The 20,274-nt window shown below is 63.9% G+C and carries 12 protein-coding genes; 9 read left to right on the plus strand and 3 right to left on the minus strand.

Annotated elements, in window-relative coordinates:
- Positions 1 to 218 precede the first annotated feature (218 nt).
- A complete protein-coding gene (gene glpD / locus APH33_RS14870; protein WP_054885873.1) occupies positions 219 to 1,757 on the plus strand; it encodes a glycerol-3-phosphate dehydrogenase in 1,539 nt (512 codons plus the stop codon).
- An 18-nt stretch (positions 1,758 to 1,775) separates the two neighbouring features.
- Here the strand turns inward: glpD and APH33_RS14875 are convergent, their stop codons facing one another.
- Positions 1,776 to 6,059: an NEL-type E3 ubiquitin ligase domain-containing protein gene (locus APH33_RS14875; protein ID WP_054885874.1), complete on the minus strand. Its 4,284-nt coding sequence runs from the start codon at positions 6,057 to 6,059 to the stop codon at positions 1,776 to 1,778.
- A gap of 336 nt (positions 6,060 to 6,395) precedes the next feature.
- Between APH33_RS14875 and APH33_RS14880 the strand changes: the two genes are divergently transcribed.
- The 6 genes from APH33_RS14880 (at position 6,396) to APH33_RS14905 (ending at position 12,907) form a co-directional block, all read left to right on the plus strand.
- Entirely contained in the window at positions 6,396 to 7,313 is a 918-nt protein-coding gene (locus APH33_RS14880; RefSeq protein WP_054885875.1) for a glutamate/aspartate ABC transporter substrate-binding protein, read from the plus strand.
- Positions 7,314 to 7,458: 145 nt separating this feature from the next.
- A complete protein-coding gene (locus tag APH33_RS14885; protein WP_023379010.1) occupies positions 7,459 to 8,205 on the plus strand; it encodes an amino acid ABC transporter permease in 747 nt (248 codons plus the stop codon).
- Entirely contained in the window at positions 8,206 to 8,877 is a 672-nt protein-coding gene (locus tag APH33_RS14890) for an amino acid ABC transporter permease (RefSeq protein WP_054885876.1), read from the plus strand.
- Complete coding sequence (locus APH33_RS14895; protein WP_003258023.1) at positions 8,874 to 9,608, plus strand: amino acid ABC transporter ATP-binding protein; 735 nt, start codon at positions 8,874 to 8,876, stop codon at positions 9,606 to 9,608. The genes APH33_RS14890 and APH33_RS14895 overlap by 4 nt, the downstream gene beginning before the upstream one ends.
- A 69-nt stretch (positions 9,609 to 9,677) precedes the next feature.
- Positions 9,678 to 11,582 carry an ATP-binding protein gene (locus tag APH33_RS14900; protein WP_054885877.1) on the plus strand — a complete coding sequence of 635 codons (1,905 nt, stop codon included), beginning with the start codon at positions 9,678 to 9,680 and terminating at the stop codon, positions 11,580 to 11,582.
- Complete coding sequence (locus APH33_RS14905; RefSeq protein WP_054885878.1) at positions 11,579 to 12,907, plus strand: sigma-54 dependent transcriptional regulator; 1,329 nt, start codon at positions 11,579 to 11,581, stop codon at positions 12,905 to 12,907. The genes APH33_RS14900 and APH33_RS14905 overlap by 4 nt, the downstream gene beginning before the upstream one ends.
- A gap of 112 nt (positions 12,908 to 13,019) precedes the next feature.
- Here APH33_RS14905 and APH33_RS14910 read toward each other — a convergent pair whose 3' ends face one another.
- Positions 13,020 to 14,015, minus strand: coding sequence for an alpha/beta fold hydrolase (locus tag APH33_RS14910; RefSeq protein WP_054885879.1), 996 nt, complete (start codon positions 14,013 to 14,015; stop codon positions 13,020 to 13,022).
- 198 nt (positions 14,016 to 14,213) lie between these two features.
- Between APH33_RS14910 and metR the strand changes: the two genes are divergently transcribed.
- Positions 14,214 to 15,131: a transcriptional regulator MetR gene (gene metR / locus APH33_RS14915; protein WP_003258025.1), complete on the plus strand. Its 918-nt coding sequence runs from the start codon at positions 14,214 to 14,216 to the stop codon at positions 15,129 to 15,131.
- On the opposite strand, the gene APH33_RS14920 is transcribed toward metR, so the two are convergent.
- Positions 15,115 to 15,528 (minus strand): NUDIX domain-containing protein, encoded by a 414-nt coding sequence (locus tag APH33_RS14920; protein WP_054885880.1) that lies wholly within the window; start codon positions 15,526 to 15,528, stop codon positions 15,115 to 15,117. The genes metR and APH33_RS14920 overlap by 17 nt on opposite strands.
- A gap of 217 nt (positions 15,529 to 15,745) precedes the next feature.
- Between APH33_RS14920 and APH33_RS14925 the strand changes: the two genes are divergently transcribed.
- Positions 15,746 to 20,026 carry a DEAD/DEAH box helicase gene (locus APH33_RS14925; RefSeq protein WP_054885884.1) on the plus strand — a complete coding sequence of 1,427 codons (4,281 nt, stop codon included), beginning with the start codon at positions 15,746 to 15,748 and terminating at the stop codon, positions 20,024 to 20,026.
- Positions 20,027 to 20,274: the final 248 nt, after the last annotated feature.

A 20,274-nucleotide genomic window follows, 5' to 3' on the forward strand; every position in this document is an offset into this window, starting at 1 on the left:
GCCAGTGAGATCGAGCGCCGCGCGGGCGGCGCTCGGTCTTACAGGCGCAAGATACCTCAAACCGATCCCTCATAATTTTCGGAAATGTTCACTTTCTTGTCATCTGATCAGTTTTTTCTATAAAGACTGACTGGCGACCGGCTTTCTGTTGCGCTAGTATTTTCGTAAACGAACATCAATGTTCATTTTCGATGTGAACAGCCCAGGAGGCCTTGCCCGTGTCCCAGCCAGTTTCGTCCCAGCTCCCAGTCGCCGACTGCTACGACCTCGCCGTCATCGGCGGTGGCATCAATGGCGTGGGCATCGCTGCAGACGCCGCCGGGCGCGGCCTCAAGGTATTCCTTTGTGAAAAGGACGACCTGGCGCAACATACCTCTTCTGCCAGTAGCAAGCTGATCCACGGCGGCCTGCGTTATCTGGAGCATTACGAATTCCGGCTGGTGCGCGAGGCGCTTGCCGAACGTGAAGTGCTACTGGCCAAAGCCCCGCACATCGTCAAGCCGATGCGCTTCGTGCTGCCGCACCGCCCGCACCTGCGCCCGACCTGGATGATCCGCGCCGGCCTGTTCCTTTACGACCACCTGGGTAAGCGCAAGCGCCTGGGTGCCTCGCGCAGCCTGCGCTTCGGCCCGGGCTACCCGCTCAAGCCGACAATCACCCGCGGATTCGAATATGCCGACTGCGCCGTGGACGATGCCCGTCTGGTGGTGCTCAATGCCATGAGCGCCCGCGAAAACGGCGCACACATCCACACCCACACCCGTTGCCTGCGTGCTGAGCGTGTGGATGGCCTGTGGCAGGTTGAACTGCAGCATGCCGATGGCAGCCTGCAGAGCATTCGCGCACGCGCCCTGGTCAACGCCGCCGGCCCTTGGGTCGCCAGCTTCATCAAGGATGACCTCAAGCTCGATGCCCCTTACGGCATCCGCCTGATCCAGGGCAGCCACATCATCGTGCCGCGCCTCTACGAAGGCGAACACGCCTACATCCTGCAGAACGAGGACCAGCGCATCGTCTTCTGCATTCCATACCTGGACCGCTTCACCCTGATCGGCACCACCGACCGCGAATACAGCGGCGACCCGGCCAAGGTAGCGATCACCGAGCAGGAAACTGACTACCTGCTGAAGGTCGTCAACGAACACTTCAACCAGCCATTGAACCGTGCCGACATCCTGCACACCTATTCGGGCGTGCGCCCGCTGTGCAACGACGAGTCTGACAACCCCTCGGCGGTGACCCGCGACTACACCCTGGCGTTGTCGGCCAGCACTGGCCAGGCACCGCTGCTGTCGGTGTTCGGTGGCAAACTGACCACCTACCGCAAGCTGGCGGAATCGGCCATGGTCGAGCTCAAGCCGTTCTTCGAACAGATGGGTGGCAGCTGGACGGCCACAGCGCCGCTGCCGGGCGGCGAGCAGATGAGCACTGCGCAAGCGTTGGTGGACCAATTGCTGGCCAAGCACGGCTGGCTGCCAGTGGATACCGCCAAACGCTGGGCGGTCACCTACGGCAGCCGTGTGTGGCAATTGCTCGACGGCGTCAACGGCCCGGACGACCTCGGCCAGGCCATCGGGGGCGGCTTGTTCGGCCGCGAAGTCGACTACCTGTGCGAAATCGAATGGGCTACCGACGCCGACGACATTCTCTGGCGCCGGACCAAGCTTGGCCTGTTCACCAGCACCGCCGAGCAGCAGGCACTGCGCGAATACCTGCAACAACGCGGCAAGCTGCGCAACCAGGGCCGCGCCGCCTGATGGAGCGCTGCCGGAGGCTCAGTCCTCCGGCAGGCTGTAGGCGGCACGGGCGAGCGTGCGCAACAGGCGCCGTTCAGCCTCCAGCAGCTCATCCCTGAGCGTATTGCTCCCCATCAGATAAGCCATCTCACCGGTTTCCTCGGCATGTGCCTCCAGGTGCGCCAGGCGTTCATGAAACGGCGCGAGCATTTGTTCGAAGCGGTCGGCATGGTGTCGCCTGACATGATCCTCCCAAAAGTCCTGGGTGGCCAACGCGTCGCTGAGTGTCCTTGGGTTTTCCGCTTGCAACACTTCGCTGCGCGCTGCGTTGAGGTCGGAAGCGCTTACCCCGCTATGGCTGCGGTAGTGCATCGAGCGCGGTTGCGGTGGCAATTGCAGTGGGCCGGCCAGATTCACCCGGTAGGCCAGGTAGACCTCCAGCTCATCGACGAATAGCCCGGCTTGCGACGCCATTCGCTGTACATGGCGGGCAGCAATACGATCGAGCCGGTCCAGCCGGTACAGCGAACGCCCCAGGCTGACCAGCGCGGTTTCGGCGCCCCGCGCCGGCAGGCCTCGGGTCATCTTCACCACTGCAGCGCGCGTCTCCAACTGACTGAGCGTCCACAACAACCGATCCTCGCAAGTGCGTGGGCCGCCAGCCAGGGCGAACAGGCCTGAGCGAACATCGGTGTCGTATGCGCAGGCCTCGATGATTTCCCATACGCGGGCCCTATAGTAGCCCGGGTAACGTGCCAGATCGGAAGACTGAGCGAAGTCAGCCAGAAAGCGGAAGAAGTCTCGTGCGCCAGGCTCTTCCTGCAGGCCGACCCAAAGTGCTTCCCGGTGAGCGCGCAACGCCCCTGTACTGCCCGCCAACCATTGCTGGCGCATCGCCTGATCTACCAGCGCATGGCGGTAGGAAAGCCCTCGCCCCTCCTCCGAGGACCCAGAACTTTCGCTGATTTCCTCCTCGCTAAAATCCTCCAGCGGATTGTCGTGCAGTGCCATACGGCGAATACGCTCGCGCACGGCGTTCAGCTCCACGTTCAATCGACGCAGCTGATTGTTGCGAAAATCGGTGAGTGCGCGCCAGGGTGTCTGCAGCCGCGTTGGCAGGTCTTCCAAGCCGGTGCTGCGCAACGACAGCTCGCGCAATCGCGGCAAGCCACTGACAGCGGGCGCCTGACCCAGCGGGTTGTGGTCAAGATGCAATCGCTCCAGGCGGACCAAGGCCGACAGCTGGGCATCCGCTTGCGCATCGAGCACGATCCGGTTATGGCTCAGACGCAACTCGCGCAGCCTCACCATCTGCTCCACCCCCATGGGAACCGTCGTCAAGCGATTGCCGCGCAAGTCCAGTTCAACCACGTTGGCAAAACGGCTGATAAACGCGTGCGGCACCGCTTCGAGCCCCAGCCGACGCAATGTCAGCTGGGTGACGTGAGGAAAGTCCAGGCCAGCCGGCAACTCAGGCAACTCCCCCACCTGCAGGCCATCGATCTGGAGGACGTAACCATCTTCTGTGCCGATATTGCTCTTGCGTCGCCAGCAGCGACGTAGCCGGGTAGCCAGACGCCTGCGACGCAGGCGCTCCAGGGGCCCGCTGGCCTGCTCCTGCCAACGCAGCAATGAGCCTCGCAAGTCAGCCAGTTGTGCGCGCAGACGTGCAAAGTGCTGCCAAGGCTCGATGCCACGCAAGCGCAGGTCGGCAAGTAAAGCGTCCACCTGACCATCGCTCATCGTCGGATAGATCTGGCGAAGGCCACGCCGCAACGCCTGACCGGAGCTTTCTCCCCGCCCGCTGAGCAGATAGCCCACGCGTCCGTCCCCCAGCCGCACAGGGGGACGCACACGCCCGGGTGGTGGAGCCAGGCCGATCATTTCAGCGGCGACGTCGCGCGCCGCTGCCGCCTGCGTTGCCAGATCCTTTTGCCATCGTTTGACCGCGCCATCGCCAGGCAACCCCTCAGCCAGGACCAGCAGGCTCTCCAGCAACGCGCCTGAACCGTGATCTGGGCCCCCCACTATCAGATATCGGTCCGCCTGCTTGACCAGGACGGCAACCCGGGAAGCGTCGGGCGCACCGCTGTCCGCCAACTTCACCCCGTTGGGATGCCCCTCGCGAACCTCGACCCGCAGGTCAGCAGGCCACTTGCCGTGCCTTTGGGCAAGCGCCAGCGCCAGCCGCTCGCTATCCCCATTGATGGCCTGCGGCTGCAGCAAGCCCGCGCAGGCCCGGTCCAGCCGGCTGTCACGTACCGCCCAGCGCGCTTGCTCGGCGAGCGCCAGCGGCACCCGTTTGTGCTCCAGCAGGCGCACTACCAGAACATCGTCTGCCAGTTCCAGAATTTCCCCTGCGCAACGCGGCGTAAGCCCCGGAAAATCACGTATGAGCAAGCGCGCACCTTCCTCCGGATTCGCTTGGCGCTGTGCCACTATGTCCTCGAAGGCTGCGCCGTTCACCCGCGGGAACTGCTCATGCAAGCGCAGACGCTCCAGTGCATCGAGCAGACGTGCCGGAGGCTTTGCACCTTCAAGATGCAAACGCCGCAGTTGCGCCTGGTCATGACCCGTAATCAACAACAAGGTCTCGGCGAGCTCGTCCGGCACTGTAGCCAAGGCACTGCTCAACCGGCGCAGCAAGTGCCCACTGCCCTCCCAGTGCTGGGGACTTTCCAGGTCATGCCACCAACCTCCGACACCGTTGTGCTGCAACGCTATCGGCTGCGCTTCGCTACGCGACGGATGACGCAAGGCCAAGCCTTCGCCTCGTTCTTCGACAACATACGTGGCGTCATGCAGACGCATCCGCCGCACAGCATCCTGGGTCTCGTGCTGGCCGATGCCAAGGTCGCTGTCCGCCAAGGCATAGCCTGGCAGGTCGGTTCGGCATAAACGCACATCACCGTCCGCCGTGCAAACGGGGGCCATGGCATCGACCGCCGCTACACGCGGCAACGTACGCCCCACCAGTTCGGCGCCCGCAGCGACAACAACACCGCTGGCCACGATCTGGGCAATGGCAAATACATGTTCCAGCGCGTCCTGGCGATCACCGATCTGCCAATCCTTGTAACCTTCATAGATATTTTCCACGACCTGCTCAGCCGTCAGGGCAAGCATCGCCCACCCCAACACCGGTACGAACAGGCCTGCAAGCCCGAGCAAGTCGAGACCGAACTCCTTGTAGTTGATCATGCGCCGACGTCGGTCCTGCTCATCCACCGCTTCGGTGGAAACCGCCAGCACTGCCGCATCGTCAAAACACTTCTCCACCTGCTGCTTGCGCAAATGCACAAAGAGGGTCGCGTCCAACGCCAGGTTGCGACCATCGAGTTCCGAGGGTTCGGGCCCTGCAGCGTGACGCTTGCGCAGGGCATAGCTGAAGTCGACGCGGTCGCGCTCGCCGATAAAACGGCTGAAATACCGTGCAAAGTCCTGGCTTCGCAGCTTCTGGCACAGTGAGCAGTAGAGCGACGACCAACTGTCATAGCGCTGCAAGGGCGCTTGCGCATCGTTGGGTAGCCAGGCAATGACACTGTCGATGCTGTCATCCTCTGCAAGCCTTACTTCGACGGTCACAACCCCCCGGATGCGCTTGCCCAGCAGATACAGCTGCCGTGGGATGACGCTGGCCGGATCCGCCGGCACGATCGGTTTGGCAGCGCACAGTGGCAACATCCGCAAGTAACTGCGCTCGTCAAGGTGCCCCTTCAATAGCGACAGGCGCACGGCCACCTCCAGTCGCGCTCGCAGCGACTCTTCAAGCAGGCTGGCGACTGGCTCCGATGCTGTGGTCGCGGGTTGCAGCGTCTGACGCAGCAATGCCTGGTAGCGCTGGCCGATATCCAGCTGTCGGCACAGGTGAGCGAACCGCTCGAAGCTCATCTTTAGCGGCTGCTTGTCGGCACCTAAGAGCTTTGCCTCTCGATAAATGCTGGGCACCGCCTCATCAGCGTGAAAGTTGTGCAGCGCAGCGGTCAGCAGGTCATGCGCCACCACGCGCTTCACGTGAGGCGACGACAATTTTGGTGACCCGGTAGGGAGCACGATCAGCGTGGCGATCCTGACCTTCGCCGCCTTCACATCAACCCCGGCCAGGCTGGTTCTGGACAACGTCTGCTCCAGCAACTGCCTGGCGAACGTATCCAGGGACGGAATGGTGTTCCACAGCTGGCTGACCTGATGGTCGATGGCCTGTTCCTGCAACATGGCACGGCGTAGCGCAGACAAATGATCTTCCGAAGCCTGGCGCATCCAGCCTGGCAGGTTGCGGGCGATCAGAGCGTCAACGGAGTCGTAGCGGATCAACGGGGGCATTGGCGAGTCTCGTCACAAAAGAAACCCAGCTAAACACCGAGACGCCGCAACATGACGGTAACTAAATAGTGATGTTCAAGACTGCCTGTCTCACCCAATCGGATTACCGAACGAGTTAGTTGAATGCATACGGATTTCCGAACGAAACATGAAGTATCTGCTCACGCGAAAAGGTTGATCGGCCCGTTTTATCAGGCGGTATGATCGATATCGAGAGCTTGGCACGACTCATGCTCTACACTTGGAGCCGAATGCACTCGCTTCCTGCTGTATTCGTTGAACGAAAGAGTCCGCCAACGGCTCCATAAAAAAAACAAACACGTCGAGGAAAATTTGATGCGTATCGTTCGTCACCTGTTGGGCGCAACCATCGCCGCCGCGATCATCGCTTCGCCAGCCATGGCTGAAGAACTGACCGGTACCCTGAAGAAAATCAAGGACTCGGGCACCATCACCCTGGGGCACCGCGACTCTTCCATTCCATTTTCCTACCTGGCTGGCGGTCAAACGCCCGTGGGCTACTCCCATGACATCCAGCTGGCCGTGGTCGATGCCCTGAAGAAGCAACTGGGTACCGATATCAAGGTCAAGTACAACCTCGTGACTTCCCAGACCCGCATCCCGCTGGTGCAGAACGGCACCGTCGACCTTGAGTGCGGCTCTACCACCAACAACGTCGAGCGCCAGCAACAGGTCGGCTTCTCGGTCGGCATCTTCGAAGTCGGCACCCGCCTGCTGACCAAGGTCAAGGACGGTCAGCCTTCCTACAAGGACTTCCCGGACCTGGCCGGCAAGAACGTGGTGACTACCGCCGGTACCACCTCCGAGCGCCTGCTCAAGGCCATGAACGCCGACAAGCAGATGAAGATGAACGTGATTTCCGCGAAGGACCACGGTGAAGCCTTCAACATGCTCGAAAGCGGCCGCGCCGTGGCCTTCATGATGGACGACGCGCTGCTCGCCGGTGAAATGGCCAAGGCGCGCAATCCAAAGGACTGGGTCATTACCGGTACTCCACAGTCGTATGAAATCTACGGCTGCATGGTGCGCAAGGATGACCCGGCCTTCAAGAAAGCGGTCGATGACGCCATCGTCGCGTACTTCAAATCGGGCGAAGTCAACAAGAGCTACGACAAGTGGTTCACCCAGCCGATCCCGCCAAAGGGCCTCAACCTGAACTTCCAGATGAGCGACGAGCTGAAGAAACTGATCGCCGAGCCGACCGACAAGGCCGCCGACGAGAAGAAGTCCTGATCCTCAGCTGTTAGTGGCCTGCTGCTCGCTAGCGCGAATCAATCCTGCAGGCCACCCATTAGTGTCTAACCTTTCATCCGAGGGCGCCCAGCGCCCCCGGATGCTCGAAGGTGCCCGTGAAACAACCGTCTGAGGGGAAATCCCGATGAATTACAACTGGGACTGGGGCGTGTTCTTCAAGTCCACCGGCGTGGGCAGCGAGACCTATCTGGACTGGTACATCACCGGTCTGGGCTGGACCATCGCCATCGCCATTTCCGCCTGGATCATCGCACTGCTGCTGGGGTCGGTCCTCGGTGTCATGCGTACCGTGCCGAACCGTCTGGTATCGGGCATCGCCACCGCCTACGTGGAACTGTTCCGCAACGTGCCGCTGCTAGTGCAGCTGTTCATCTGGTACTTCCTGGTGCCGGACCTGCTGCCCGAAGGCCTGCAGGAATGGTTCAAGCAAGACCTCAACCCGACCACCTCGGCACTGATCAGCGTGGTCATCTGCCTGGGCCTGTTCACTGCCGCCCGCGTCTGCGAACAGGTACGCACCGGCATCCAGGCGCTGCCGCGCGGCCAGGAAGCCGCCGCCCGCGCCATGGGCTTCAGCCTGCCGCAGATCTACAACAACGTGCTGCTGCCGCAGGCCTACCGGATCATCATTCCGCCGCTCACCTCGGAATTCCTGAACGTGTTCAAGAACTCCTCGGTGGCCTCGTTGATCGGCCTGATGGAGCTGCTGGCGCAGACCAAGCAGACCGCCGAATTCTCGGCCAACCTGTTCGAAGCCTTCACCCTGGCCACGTTGATCTACTTCACCCTGAACATGGGCCTGATGCTGCTGATGCGCATGGTCGAGAAGAAAGTCGCCGTGCCTGGCCTGATCTCCGTGGGGGGCAAGTAAATGGACATGGATTTCAGCGAAATCATCCCCGCCCTGCCGGCCCTCTGGGACGGCATGCTCATGACCCTGCAACTGATGGTCATGGGCGTGGTCGGCGGTATCGTGCTGGGTACCATTCTGGCACTGATGCGCCTGTCATCGAGCAAGCTGCTGTCGCGTGTGGCCGGTGCCTACGTCAACTACTTCCGCTCGATCCCGCTGCTGCTGGTGATCACCTGGTTCTACCTGGCGGTGCCGTTCGTGCTGCGCTGGATCACCGGCGAGGACACTCCGGTGGGAGCCTTCACTTCGTGCGTTGTGGCGTTCATGATGTTCGAGGCCGCCTACTTCTGCGAAATCGTCCGCGCCGGTGTGCAGTCGATCTCCAAGGGCCAGATGGGCGCTGCCCAGGCCTTGGGCATGACCTACGGCCAGACCATGCGCCTGATCATCCTGCCCCAGGCCTTCCGCAAGATGACCCCGCTGCTGCTGCAGCAGAGCATCATCCTGTTCCAGGACACCTCGCTGGTGTACACCGTGGGCCTGGTGGACTTCCTCAACTCGGCACGCTCCAACGGCGACATCATCGGGCGCTCCCATGAGTTCCTGATCTTCGCCGGAGTCGTGTACTTCGTCATCAGCTTCTCCGCTTCGTGGCTGGTCAAGCGCCTGCAAAAAAGGATCACCGTATGATTTCCATCAAGAACGTCAACAAGTGGTACGGCGACTTCCAGGTGCTGACCGACTGCAGCACCGAGGTCAAGAAAGGTGAAGTGGTTGTGGTCTGCGGCCCTTCGGGCTCGGGCAAATCGACCCTGATCAAGTGCGTCAACGCCCTGGAGCCGTTCCAGAAGGGCGACATCGTGGTCGATGGCACTTCGATCGCCGACCCCAAGACCAACCTGCCCAAGCTGCGTTCGCGGGTGGGCATGGTATTCCAGCACTTCGAGCTGTTCCCGCACCTGAGCATCACCGAGAACCTGACCATCGCCCAGCGCAAGGTGCTCGGCCGCAGCGAGGCGGAAGCGACCAAGAAGGGCCTGGCCCTGCTCGACCGCGTCGGCCTCGGCGCCCACGCCAAGAAGCACCCCGGCCAGCTGTCTGGCGGCCAGCAACAACGCGTGGCCATTGCCCGCGCGCTGTCGATGGACCCGATCGTCATGCTGTTCGACGAACCGACCTCGGCGCTGGACCCGGAGATGGTCAACGAAGTACTGGACGTGATGGTCGAGCTGGCCCACGAAGGCATGACCATGATGTGCGTGACCCACGAAATGGGCTTCGCCCGCAAAGTGGCCAACCGGGTGATCTTCATGGACAAGGGCAACATCATCGAGGACTGCCAGAAGGAAGACTTCTTCGGCAACCCGAGCGCCCGCCACGAACGCACCCAGCACTTCCTCAGCAAGATCCTGCAACACTGATTCGGCAACAACGGCACCGCTGCCCGGGTTCGCCCGGCAGCGGGTGCTGGCCGTGACAAGGCCACTGTGATGAAATGCGACCCTTCGCTTCTTCTCCCTGCCAAGCCCGCCGTGAAATCCCGCCTGATTCGCCAATTGCTGCTGCCGCCCCTGATCATCCTGCTGATGGTCGGACTGGGCATGGCCGGCTTCCTGATCAGCGAAAGCAATGGCATCCGCACCTTGAGCGAAAGCGGCGAACGTGCGCTGGAGCTGCATGCGCGCACGGTCGAGAGCGAAATCAGCAAGTACACCTACCTGCCGAGCCTGCTGGAGCTGGAAGACAGCGTCTCGCAGCTGCTCACCGACCCTGATGGCGCCAACCGGCAGACCGTCAACGAATACCTCGAAGGCCTGAACCGCCGCAGCCGCAGCCGGGCGATCTTCGTTCTCGACACCAACGGCCGCGTACAGGCCAGCAGCAACTGGCGCGACGCCGACTCGTTCCTCGGTGAAGACCTGTCGTTCCGGGCCTATTTCCAGAGCGCCGTGCGCGGCGAACCGGGCCGCTTCTACGGGATCGGCAGCACCACGGGCGAGGCTGGCTATTACCTTGCTCACGGCCTGGAAGAACACGGCAAGATCATCGGCGTGGCGGTGATCAAAGTGCGCCTGGACACCCTGGAAGAGCGCTGGCAGCGCGCCCGCCTGGAAGCCTTCGTCAGCGACGAGAACGGCATCATCATTCTTTCCAGCGACCCAGCCCGGCGCTTGAAGTCGGTGCGCCCGCTGACCCCGCAGATCAAGGAGCGCCTGGCGCGCAGCCTGCAGTACTACTGGTGGCCGCTGAACGAGCTGCAACCGCTGGCCCGCGAAACCCTGGCCGATGGCGTGGAGAAACTGACCTTCCCGGCCAACGCCGAAACTGCCCAAGGCAAGCCCCATGAAGTGAGCTACCTGGCCCAGACCCGGCGCCTGGCCGATACGCCCTGGCACTTCACCCTGCTCACTCCGCTGCAGGACCTGCGCCGCGAGTCCATGGTGCAGGGCATCCTGGTCGGCGTGGCCTTCGCCCTGCTGACCATCCTCGGCATCGCCTGGAACGAACGGCGCAAGGTCGTTGCCACACGCCTGGCCGCGCGCGAGGCACTGGAAGAAGCCAACAGCCAGCTGGAGCGGCGCATCGCCGACCGCACCGCCGACCTGCGCGCCAGCAACGAACGGCTCAAGGGCCAGATCCGCGAACGCCGGCACGCCGAACAGACCCTGCGCCATGCCCAGGACGAACTGGTCCAGGCCGGCAAGCTGGCGGCGATCGGGCAGATGTCCACCAGCATCGCCCACGAACTCAACCAGCCTCTGGCGGCGCTGCGGACCCTGTCTGGCAACACCGTGCGCTTTCTCGAGCGGGGTGCACTGGACACCGCCAGCACCAACCTGCGCACCATGAACGGCTTGATCGACCGCATGGGCCGCATCACGGCCAGCCTGCGCTCGTTCGCCCGGCGCGGTGACGACAGTGGCCAGGCGTCGCTGGCCAAGGCCGTGGAGGCGTCCTTGCAGGTACTGAACGACCGCATCACAGGCTGCAACCTGCAGTTGCACCACCAGTTCGACGACCAGCAACTGGCCATCGACCAGACCCGCCTTGAGCAGATCCTGGTCAACCTGATCGGCAACGCCCTTGACGCCATGGCCACCCAGCCACTGCCCGAGCTGTGGCTCGAAGGCGAGCTGCAAGGCGACAAGTATCGCCTGCGGGTACGCGATAACGGCCACGGCATCGATGCCGAAACCCGCAAGCACCTGTTCGAACCTTTCTTCACCACCAAACCGGGCGAACATGGCCTGGGCCTGGGGCTGACCTTGTCGGCGAGCCTTGCCGCCGCGGCCAAGGGCAGCCTGAACGTCGAGCACCCCGCCACCGGCGGCACGGCCTTCGTCCTCGCCCTGCCTTTGGTCACGCCCCCCAGCGAATCGGCAGAGCAACCATGAACCAAGCGCCACTTACCGTTCTGATCGTCGAAGACGACCCGCATGTGCTGCTCGGCTGCCAGCAGGCGCTGGCTCTGGAAGACATCGCCTGCGAGGGCGTCGGCAGTGCCGAACAGGCCCTGGAGCGCATCGGCGATGATTTTGCCGGGATCGTCGTCAGCGATATCCGCCTGCCGGGCATCGATGGCCTGGAGCTGCTCAGCCGCCTCAAGGCCCGCGACCGCAGCCTGCCGGTAGTGCTGATCACCGGCCACGGCGATATCGACATGGCGGTCGGTGCCATGCGCAACGGCGCGTACGACTTCATGGAAAAGCCCTTCTCCCCTGAGCGCCTGGTGGATGTGGTGCGCCGTGCCCTGGAGCAGCGCGGGCTGTCCCGCGAAGTGGTGGCCCTGCGCCGGCAACTGGCCGAGCAGAGCAGCCTTGAAGGGCGCATCATCGGCCGTTCGCCGGCCATGCAGCACCTGCGCGAGCTGATCGCCAACGTCGCCGATACGTCGGCAAACGTGCTGATCGAAGGGGAAACCGGCACCGGCAAAGAGCTGGTCGCCCGCTGCCTGCACGATTTCAGCCGGCGCCAGGGCCAGCCGTTCGTGGCGCTGAACTGCGGTGGCCTGCCGGAGAACCTGTTCGAAAGCGAGATCTTTGGCCACGAAGCCAACGCCTTCACCGGTGCCGGCAAGCGCCGCATAGGCAAGATTGAACACGCCAATGGCGGCACGCTGTTCCTCGACGAGGTCGAGAGCATGCCGATCAACTTGCAGATCAAGCTGCTGCGCGTGCTGCAGGAACGCACCCTGGAGCGCCTGGGCTCGAACCAGAGCATCGCGGTGGATTGCCGGGTGATTGCAGCCACCAAATCCGACCTCGACGCCCTCGGTCAGACCGGGCAGTTCCGTAGCGACCTCTATTACCGCTTGAACGTGGTCACCCTGGAGCTGCCGCCGCTGCGCGAACGTCGGGAAGACATCCTGCAACTGTTCGAGCACTTCCTGCAGCAGTCGGCGCTGCGATTCGACCGCGAAGCACCGACGCTGGACAGCCAGACCCTGTCGCGCTTGATGGCCCATGACTGGCCGGGCAACGTGCGCGAATTGCGCAACGTGGCCGAGCGCTATGCCCTTGGCCTGCCAGCCTTCAAGAAAGGCCCGAGCGGCGGCGCCAGCCAAGGGCTTGGCTTTGCCGAGGCGGTGGAAGCGTTCGAACGCAACCTGCTCAGTGATGCCTTGCAGCGCACCGGTGGCAACCTCAGCCAGGCCAGCCAGGAGCTGGGCATGGCCAAGACCACGCTGTTCGACAAGGTCAAGAAGTACGGGCTCGGCTGATGGAGCAGCGTCGCCTGCTTCGCGGGCCAGCCCGCTCCCACTACCGTGCAGGCCTCAGGCATTACACCATCCCAGTGGGAGCGGGCATGCCCGCGAAAAGGGCCACACCGATTCAAAGCCCTGCGATATGGGTCACATCCTGCCGGTGCGCCTGCAGGTAAGGCAGCACCGCCGCCAGCAACGGCGCCTTGAAGGGCTCCTGGAAGCGATGCGCCAACCCTGGAATCAACTTCAGCTGGCTACCCTGGATATGCGCGGCCAGGTGCACCCCATGCATCACCGGCAACAGCGGATCGGCCGTGCCATGCACCACCAGCGTCGGCACCCGTAACTCATTGAGTAACGGCACCCGGCTCGGTTCGGCCAGGATCGCCATGATCTGGCGTTTCGCCCCCTCCGGGTTGAAGGCCCGGTCATAGGCTATCGCCGCCTGTTGCAGCAGCACCGCCCGGTCATCGTGCACGTGCGGGCTACCCAGCGCCGCCAGCAGGTCGGCCTGCTGCTCGATGGCCACCTCGCGATTCGGCGCGCTGCGCCGCGCCAGCAACTGCACCAACGCCGGATCGGGTGCCGGCAGCCCGGCCGCTCCCGAACTGGACATCACCAGGGTCAGGCTACGCACCCGCTCCGGCGCCATGGCTGCCAGATGCTGGGCGATCATCCCGCCCATGCTCACGCCCAGCACATGAAACTGGCGAATGCCCAGCACATCCATCAGCTGCAGGCCATCGTTGGCCATGTCGGTCAGGGTATAAGGCGCGGCAACCGGCAGGCCAAGCTTATAGCGCAACAACTCGACCGTGAGGTTGGCCGAAGGCGGCAGCTGGTTCCAGCGCGACAGGCCGACATCGCGATTGTCATAACGAATGACCCGAAAGCCCTGGCGGCACATTGCCTCGACCACATCGTCAGGCCAATGGATAAGTTGCCCGCCCAGGCCCATGACCAGCAGCAACGCCGGATCGCGAGGGGCGCCGACGCTTTGATAGACCAGGCTCAGGTTGCCGACTTCGGCACGTTGTACCGGCACATGGGCGTCGCAGCGCGTGTCGGCGAAGCTGGCCGAAGCGCTGAACAGCAGAAAGAAAAGCAGCAGTAAAGCCCGCATGAAAGAAACACCAGAATGCAGATCCCCAGTAGAGCGCGAGTCTGATGACTTTCTTTCGGGCGCGCTGCCACAGTTCGGTGACAGTTTGATGAACCCTGCCGAGCGGTGCGGCTGATCGTCCAGTCGACAGCCTGGGGCAACATGAGTGAAACTCAACTCATTCCCTGTTTTTTCAAAAATTGTTCTCGGAGACAGCCCGTGCTGGAGATCCGCCACCTGAAAACCCTTCATGCCTTGCGCGAGGCCGACAGCCTGGTTGAGGCGGCCGAACGCCTGCACCTGACCCAGTCGGCGTTGTCGCACCAGTTCAAGGAGCTTGAAGAGCGCCTGGGCCTGCCACTGTTCGTGCGCAAGACCAAGCCGATCCGCTTCACCAGCGCCGGCCTGCGCCTGTTGCAACTGGCCGATGCCACCCTGCCGCTGCTGCGCGGCGCCGAGCGTGATATCGCCCGCCTGGCGGGTGGCACCGCCGGGCGCCTGCACATGGCCATCGAATGCCACAGCTGCTTCCAGTGGCTGATGCCGACCATCGACCAGTTCCGCGATGCCTGGCCGGAAGTGGAGCTGGACCTGGCCTCGGGCTTCGCCTTCGCCCCGCTGCCGGCGCTGGCACGGGGTGATCTCGACCTGGTGGTGACCTCCGACCCACTGGACCTGGCCGGCATCACCTACGTGCCGCTGTTCACCTACGAGGCCATGCTCGCCGTGGCCAACCAGCACCCGTTGGCCAGCAAACCGTACATCGTGCCTCAGGACCTGCTCGACCAGACCCTGATCACCTACCCGGTGGAGCGCGACCGCCTGGACATCTTCACCCGCTTCCTGGAACCGGCCGACATCGAGCCGGCTGCCGTGCGCACGTCCGAGCTGACAGTGATGATGATGCAACTGGTAGCCAGCGGCCGTGGCGTCTGCGGCATGCCGCATTGGGCGCTGCATGAATACAGCTCGCGGGGCTATGTGAAGGGCAAGCGCCTGGGCGAGAAAGGCCTGTTCGCCACGCTATATGCAGCGGTGCGCACCGACATGCTCGATGCGCCCTACATGCGCGACTTCCTGCTGACCGCCAAGGACACCTCGTTCGCCACCCTCGACGGCGTCAGCGCGGTACGCTGACCGCCTGGCGGTACAGCGGCAGGATCAGGTCGCGGGTCAGCGGCGCCAGGTCCAGCGTTTCGGCCTGATCGGCGGCCAGCCACCGCACTTCTTCGATCTCCGCCGCCGGGGCTACGGCTTCGGCACTGTCGACGCGGAACAGCTCGGCTTGCACCTCGAAGCCTGGCTCGTTGGCGGCTGGCGCGCTGAACTGGCCCAGGTGCACCGCCTGGGCGGGATCGATACGCAGGCCCAGTTCTTCGAACAACTCGCGGGCCAGCGCCTGAATGGGCGATTCACCGGCATCGATCTTGCCACCTGGCTGCATGAACGCCTGGGTGCCGCGCTTGCGCACCAGCAGGGTGCGGCCTTGCGGGTCGATCAACAGGGCGGCGGCGATGCGGATGATATTGGGCATGGGTGGTGTCTCGGCATTTTGGCCGGCGAGGATCCCATGGGCTCCTGGGCCTGACAAGACCGGTCTTTCCTGTACCGGCCCTTTCGCGGGTGAACCCGCTCCCACAGGGATGCCACTGTCCTTGTGGGGGCGGGTTCACCCGCAAAAGGGCCGGCACAGGTCATTCATGGACGAACGGCCCCTTGCCAACCCGTCGTTCACCCGCCATAACCAACACATGAACCTGCCAGCCCTTCAGCACCAGGCGCTCGAACTGTTCCACCCGGCCGTCAGCACCTGGTTCCGTCGCCACTTCGCCACGGTCACCGACGCCCAGGCCCGTGCCTGGCCGCTGATCCATGCCGGGCAATCGATGCTGCTCGCCGCGCCGACCGGCTCGGGCAAGACCTTGAGCGCGTTCCTGGCCGTGCTCGACGAACTGTTCCGCGAGGGCCTGGAGCATGGCGGCGAGCTGCCTGCACAGACCCAGGTGGTCTACGTGTCGCCACTCAAGGCGCTGTCCAATGACATCCGTCTGAACCTGCAGGCCCCACTCGAAGGCATCAGCCAGGCCCTCGAAGACCTGGGTCTGAAAGCACCGCCCATCGCCACTGCCGTACGCACTGGCGATACCCCGCAGAAGGAGCGTGCGGCGATGCGCAAGCAGGCGCCGCATATCCTGGTCACCACGCCCGAATCGCTGTACGTGTTGATGGGCTCGGCTTCCGGTCGTGAAGGCCTGGCCAGCGTGCACACGGTGATCGTCGACGAGATCCACGCCCTGGCAGGCAACAAGCGTGGCGCCCACCTGGCGCTGACCCTGGAACGCCTGCAAGCCTTGTGTGGGCGCCCTTTGCGGCGTATCGGTCTGTCCGCCACCCAGCGCCCGGTGGAGCGTGTGGCGCAGTTCCTGGTCGGCCAGGGACGCCCTTGTGCAACTATCGACGTTGGCCATGCGCGCCAACGCGACCTCGCCATCGAAGTGCCCCCGGTGCCGCTCGGCGCGGTCATGGCCACGGACGTCTGGGGCCTGGTGTACGACCGCCTGGCCGACCTGGCGCGAGCGCATCGCACCACACTGGTGTTCGTCAACACCCGTCGCCTGGCCGAACGCATCACCCGTCATCTCAGCGAGCGCCTCGGCAAGGAGGCAGTGGCCGCGCACCACGGCAGCCTGTCCAAGGAGCTGCGCCTGGACGCCGAACAGCGCTTGAAAAACGGCCAACTGCAAATGCTGGTGGCCACCGCCTCGCTGGAGCTGGGCATCGACATCGGCGACGTCGACCTGGTCTGCCAGATCGAATCGCCCGGCTCGATCGCCGCCTTCCTGCAGCGCGTCGGGCGCTCCGGGCACCAGGTTGATGGCATTCCCAAAGGGCGGCTGTTCGCGACCTCACGAGATGACCTGATCGAATGCGTGGCGTTGCTCGATTGCATCCGCCTCGGCGAACTCGACGAGTTGCATATCCCCAATGCCCCCCTGGATGTCCTGGCCCAGCAGATCGTCGCCGAAGTCAGCAACCAGGCCTGGCAGGAACAGGCGTTGCTCGACTGCCTGCGCCAGGCAACGCCATACGCAGAACTCGACCCAAGGCGTTACCAGGCGCTGTTGAGCATGCTCGCCGAGGGCTACAACGGCCGCCAGGGTATCCGCAGCGCCTACCTGCACCGCGATGCGGTCAGCGGCACGTTGCGCGGCCGCCGGGGCAGCCAGCTGACGGCGCTGACCAGCGGCGGCACCATTCCCGACAACGCTGACTATGCGGTGCTGCTTGAACCACAGGCGCAGAACATCGGCAGTGTCAATGAAGACTTCGCCGTGGAAAGCATCGCAGGCGATATCTTCCAACTGGGCAACGCGTCCTACCGCATCCTCAGGGTCGAGCCTGGCCGGGTGCGGGTCGAGGACGCCCAGGGCCTGCCACCCACTATCCCGTTCTGGCTTGGCGAAGCACCGGGGCGCAGCGATGAACTGTCTGCGGCGGTCGCCCGCCTGCAGGCGCGCATCGATGAACAGCTGGTGCTGAACGACGGCGACCTGGCTGCAGTGCAGCAGTGGCTGCAGACCACGTTCGACCTGGATGAGGCCAGCGCCAGCCAGTTGCTCGACTACCTCGCCCGCACCCACCAAGTGCTGGGCGCCCTGCCCTCACAGCAGACCTTGGTGATGGAGCGTTTCTTCGACGAGTCTGGCGGTACCCAACTGATCATCCACTCGCCCTATGGCAGCCGCATCAACCGTGCCTGGGGCCTGGCCCTGCGCAAACGCTTCTGCCGTACCTTCAATTTCGAGCTGCAGGCCGCGGCCAGCGAGGACGCCATCGTGCTGTCGCTATCGACCAGCCACAGTTTCGAGCTGGAGGAGGTGTGGCGCTACCTCAACAGCCGCACTGCCGAGCAGATCCTCATCCAGGCCGTGCTCGACGCCCCCTTGTTCGGTGTGCGCTGGCGCTGGAATGCCGGCGTGGCCATGGCCCTGCCACGCTTCGTCGGCGGGCGCAAGGTGGCGCCGCAGATCCAGCGCATGAAGAGCGAAGACCTTATCGCTGCGGTGTTCCCCGACCAGATCGCCTGCCTGGAGAACATCGTCGGCGAGCGGCAGATCCCTGATCACCCACTGGTCGAGCAGACCCTCGACGACTGCCTGCACGAGGCCATGGACAGCGAAGGCTGGCTGGCGTTGCTGCGGCGCATGGAAAGCGGCCAGGTGCGCCTGCTGTGTCGCGACCTGCCAGCGCCCTCGCCACTGGCCTCGGCCATTCTCAATGCCAGGCCATACGCCTTTCTTGATGACGCGCCGCTCGAAGAGCGGCGTACCCAGGCGGTGATCAACAGGCGCTGGAATGAAGTTCACAGCGGCGATGATCTCGGCGCGCTGGACGCCGATGCGATCACCGCCGTGCAGGCCGAGGCCTGGCCGCAGCCGGGCAATGCCGACGAGATGCACGAGGCGCTGATGACCTTGGGCGCCATCAGCCATGAGGAAGTCCAGGCCAACCCCAGCTGGGACCTGCTGCTGCGTCAGCTGGCCAAGGCCGGGCGAGCGCTGCGCGTGACCGATGAAAAGCTGTGGTTCGCGCGCGAGCGCCTGACCCTGCTGCAAGCGCTGTATCCGGCTGCACGAATGGAGCCTGCGCTGGGCGTACTGCCCGGCTTCGATCAGGCCATCGACCCGGACAGCGCACTGCGCGAACTGCTACGCGCTCGCCTGAGTGGCTACGGTCCGCTCAGCGTTGCACAGATTGGCGCACCACTGGGCAAGTCTGCAGCTGAGGTCGAGCAGGCGCTGGCCCGCCTGGAAGCCGAAGGCTATGTGTTGCGTGGCCACTTCAGCCCTGGGGCACGGGACCTGCAATGGTGTGAGCGCCATCTGTTGGCACGCATCCATCGCTACACGGTGAAACGCCTGCGCCGAGAGATCGAACCGGTCAGCCTGCAGGACTTCATGCGTTTTCTGTTCGACTGGCAGCACCTGGCGCCTGACGAGCGCCTGCGTGGTCCGGCGGCAGTAGCCGAAGTGCTGGGCCAGTTGCAGGGTTTCCCCAGTGCAGCCGGCGCCTGGGAAGCGGAACTGTTGCCCGCACGTATCAAGGACTACAGCCCGCACTGGCTGGACGATGCCTGCCGCAGCGGGCAATTTGCCTGGAGTCGGCTGGCCGCAACGTTGGCGAGCAATACCTTGTCGAGCACGCCGCTGGTGCTGTTGCCACGCGAGCACATGGGCCTGTGGCGTAGCCTCGCCCCCGAGCCTGCCCGGGAAGCACTTGGCGGGCGGGCACAACGGGTACTTGAAGCGCTGCAGGTCCATGGGGCGTTGTTCTTCGACGAACTGACCAGCGATGCCCACCTGCTGCCCAGCGAGCTGGAAGCGGCGTTGCAGGAACTGGTGGGTGCCGGCTTGGTGGGCGCCGACAGTTTCACCGGCCTGCGCAGCCTGATTACCCCCGCCGCCAAACGCAGCTCCCGCAACAGCCGGCGCGGCCACCCGCCGCTGTCGAGCAGCATGGCCCATGCCGGGCGCTGGGCGTTGCTGCGTCGGGGCAGCGGCAATGTCGACGAGCACCAGCGCCTGGAGCACATCGCCCGTGCCCTGCTACGGCGCTATGGCGTGATCTGCTGGCGCTTGCTGGAGCGAGAGAGCGATGTGTTACCGCCCTGGCGCGAGCTGCTGCGTTGCTACCACCGGCTAGAAGCGCGTGGCGAGATTCGTGGCGGGCGCTTCATTGCCGGGCTGGCCGGCGAGCAGTTCGCCTTGCCGGAGGCGGTCGGGTTATTGCGCCAGGTTCGTCGGCGAAACCTGGATGCAGAACTGGTGGTGGTGAGCGCCAGCGACCCACTGAACCTGATCGGGTCGTTGTTGCCTGGGGCGAAGGTGCCTGCGGTGGGTGGCAACCGGCTGCTGTACCGCGACGGTGTGCCGGTGGCGGTGCGGGTGGCTGGGCGGTATAGCTATCTGGTGGAGGGATCGGCGCAGGAGCAGGCTGGATGGAAGGAGAAATTGCTGCGTAATGCGATGTGATTTGGCTTGACGGTGTGAAGTATCTAGGTGCCTGTCTTGAGGGCTTATCAAGGCCACCAGGTGTATGCCGACAGGGCTTCAGCGCCTGTGAGATCGAGCGCCGCCCGCGCGGCGCATCGCGGGTAAACCCGCTCCCACATTTGTTTCGGGCCAATCTCTCCTGTGAAGCCAACAGGGACCGCCTTGTTGGCATGGCGAAGCATCTCGGTGGGCGCTGATGCCGCTCCACCTGTCTCCAGTCATGCACG

This window comes from Pseudomonas sp. NBRC 111130 (assembly GCF_001320485.1).
GTDB classification, from domain to species: domain Bacteria; phylum Pseudomonadota; class Gammaproteobacteria; order Pseudomonadales; family Pseudomonadaceae; genus Aquipseudomonas; species Aquipseudomonas vlassakiae.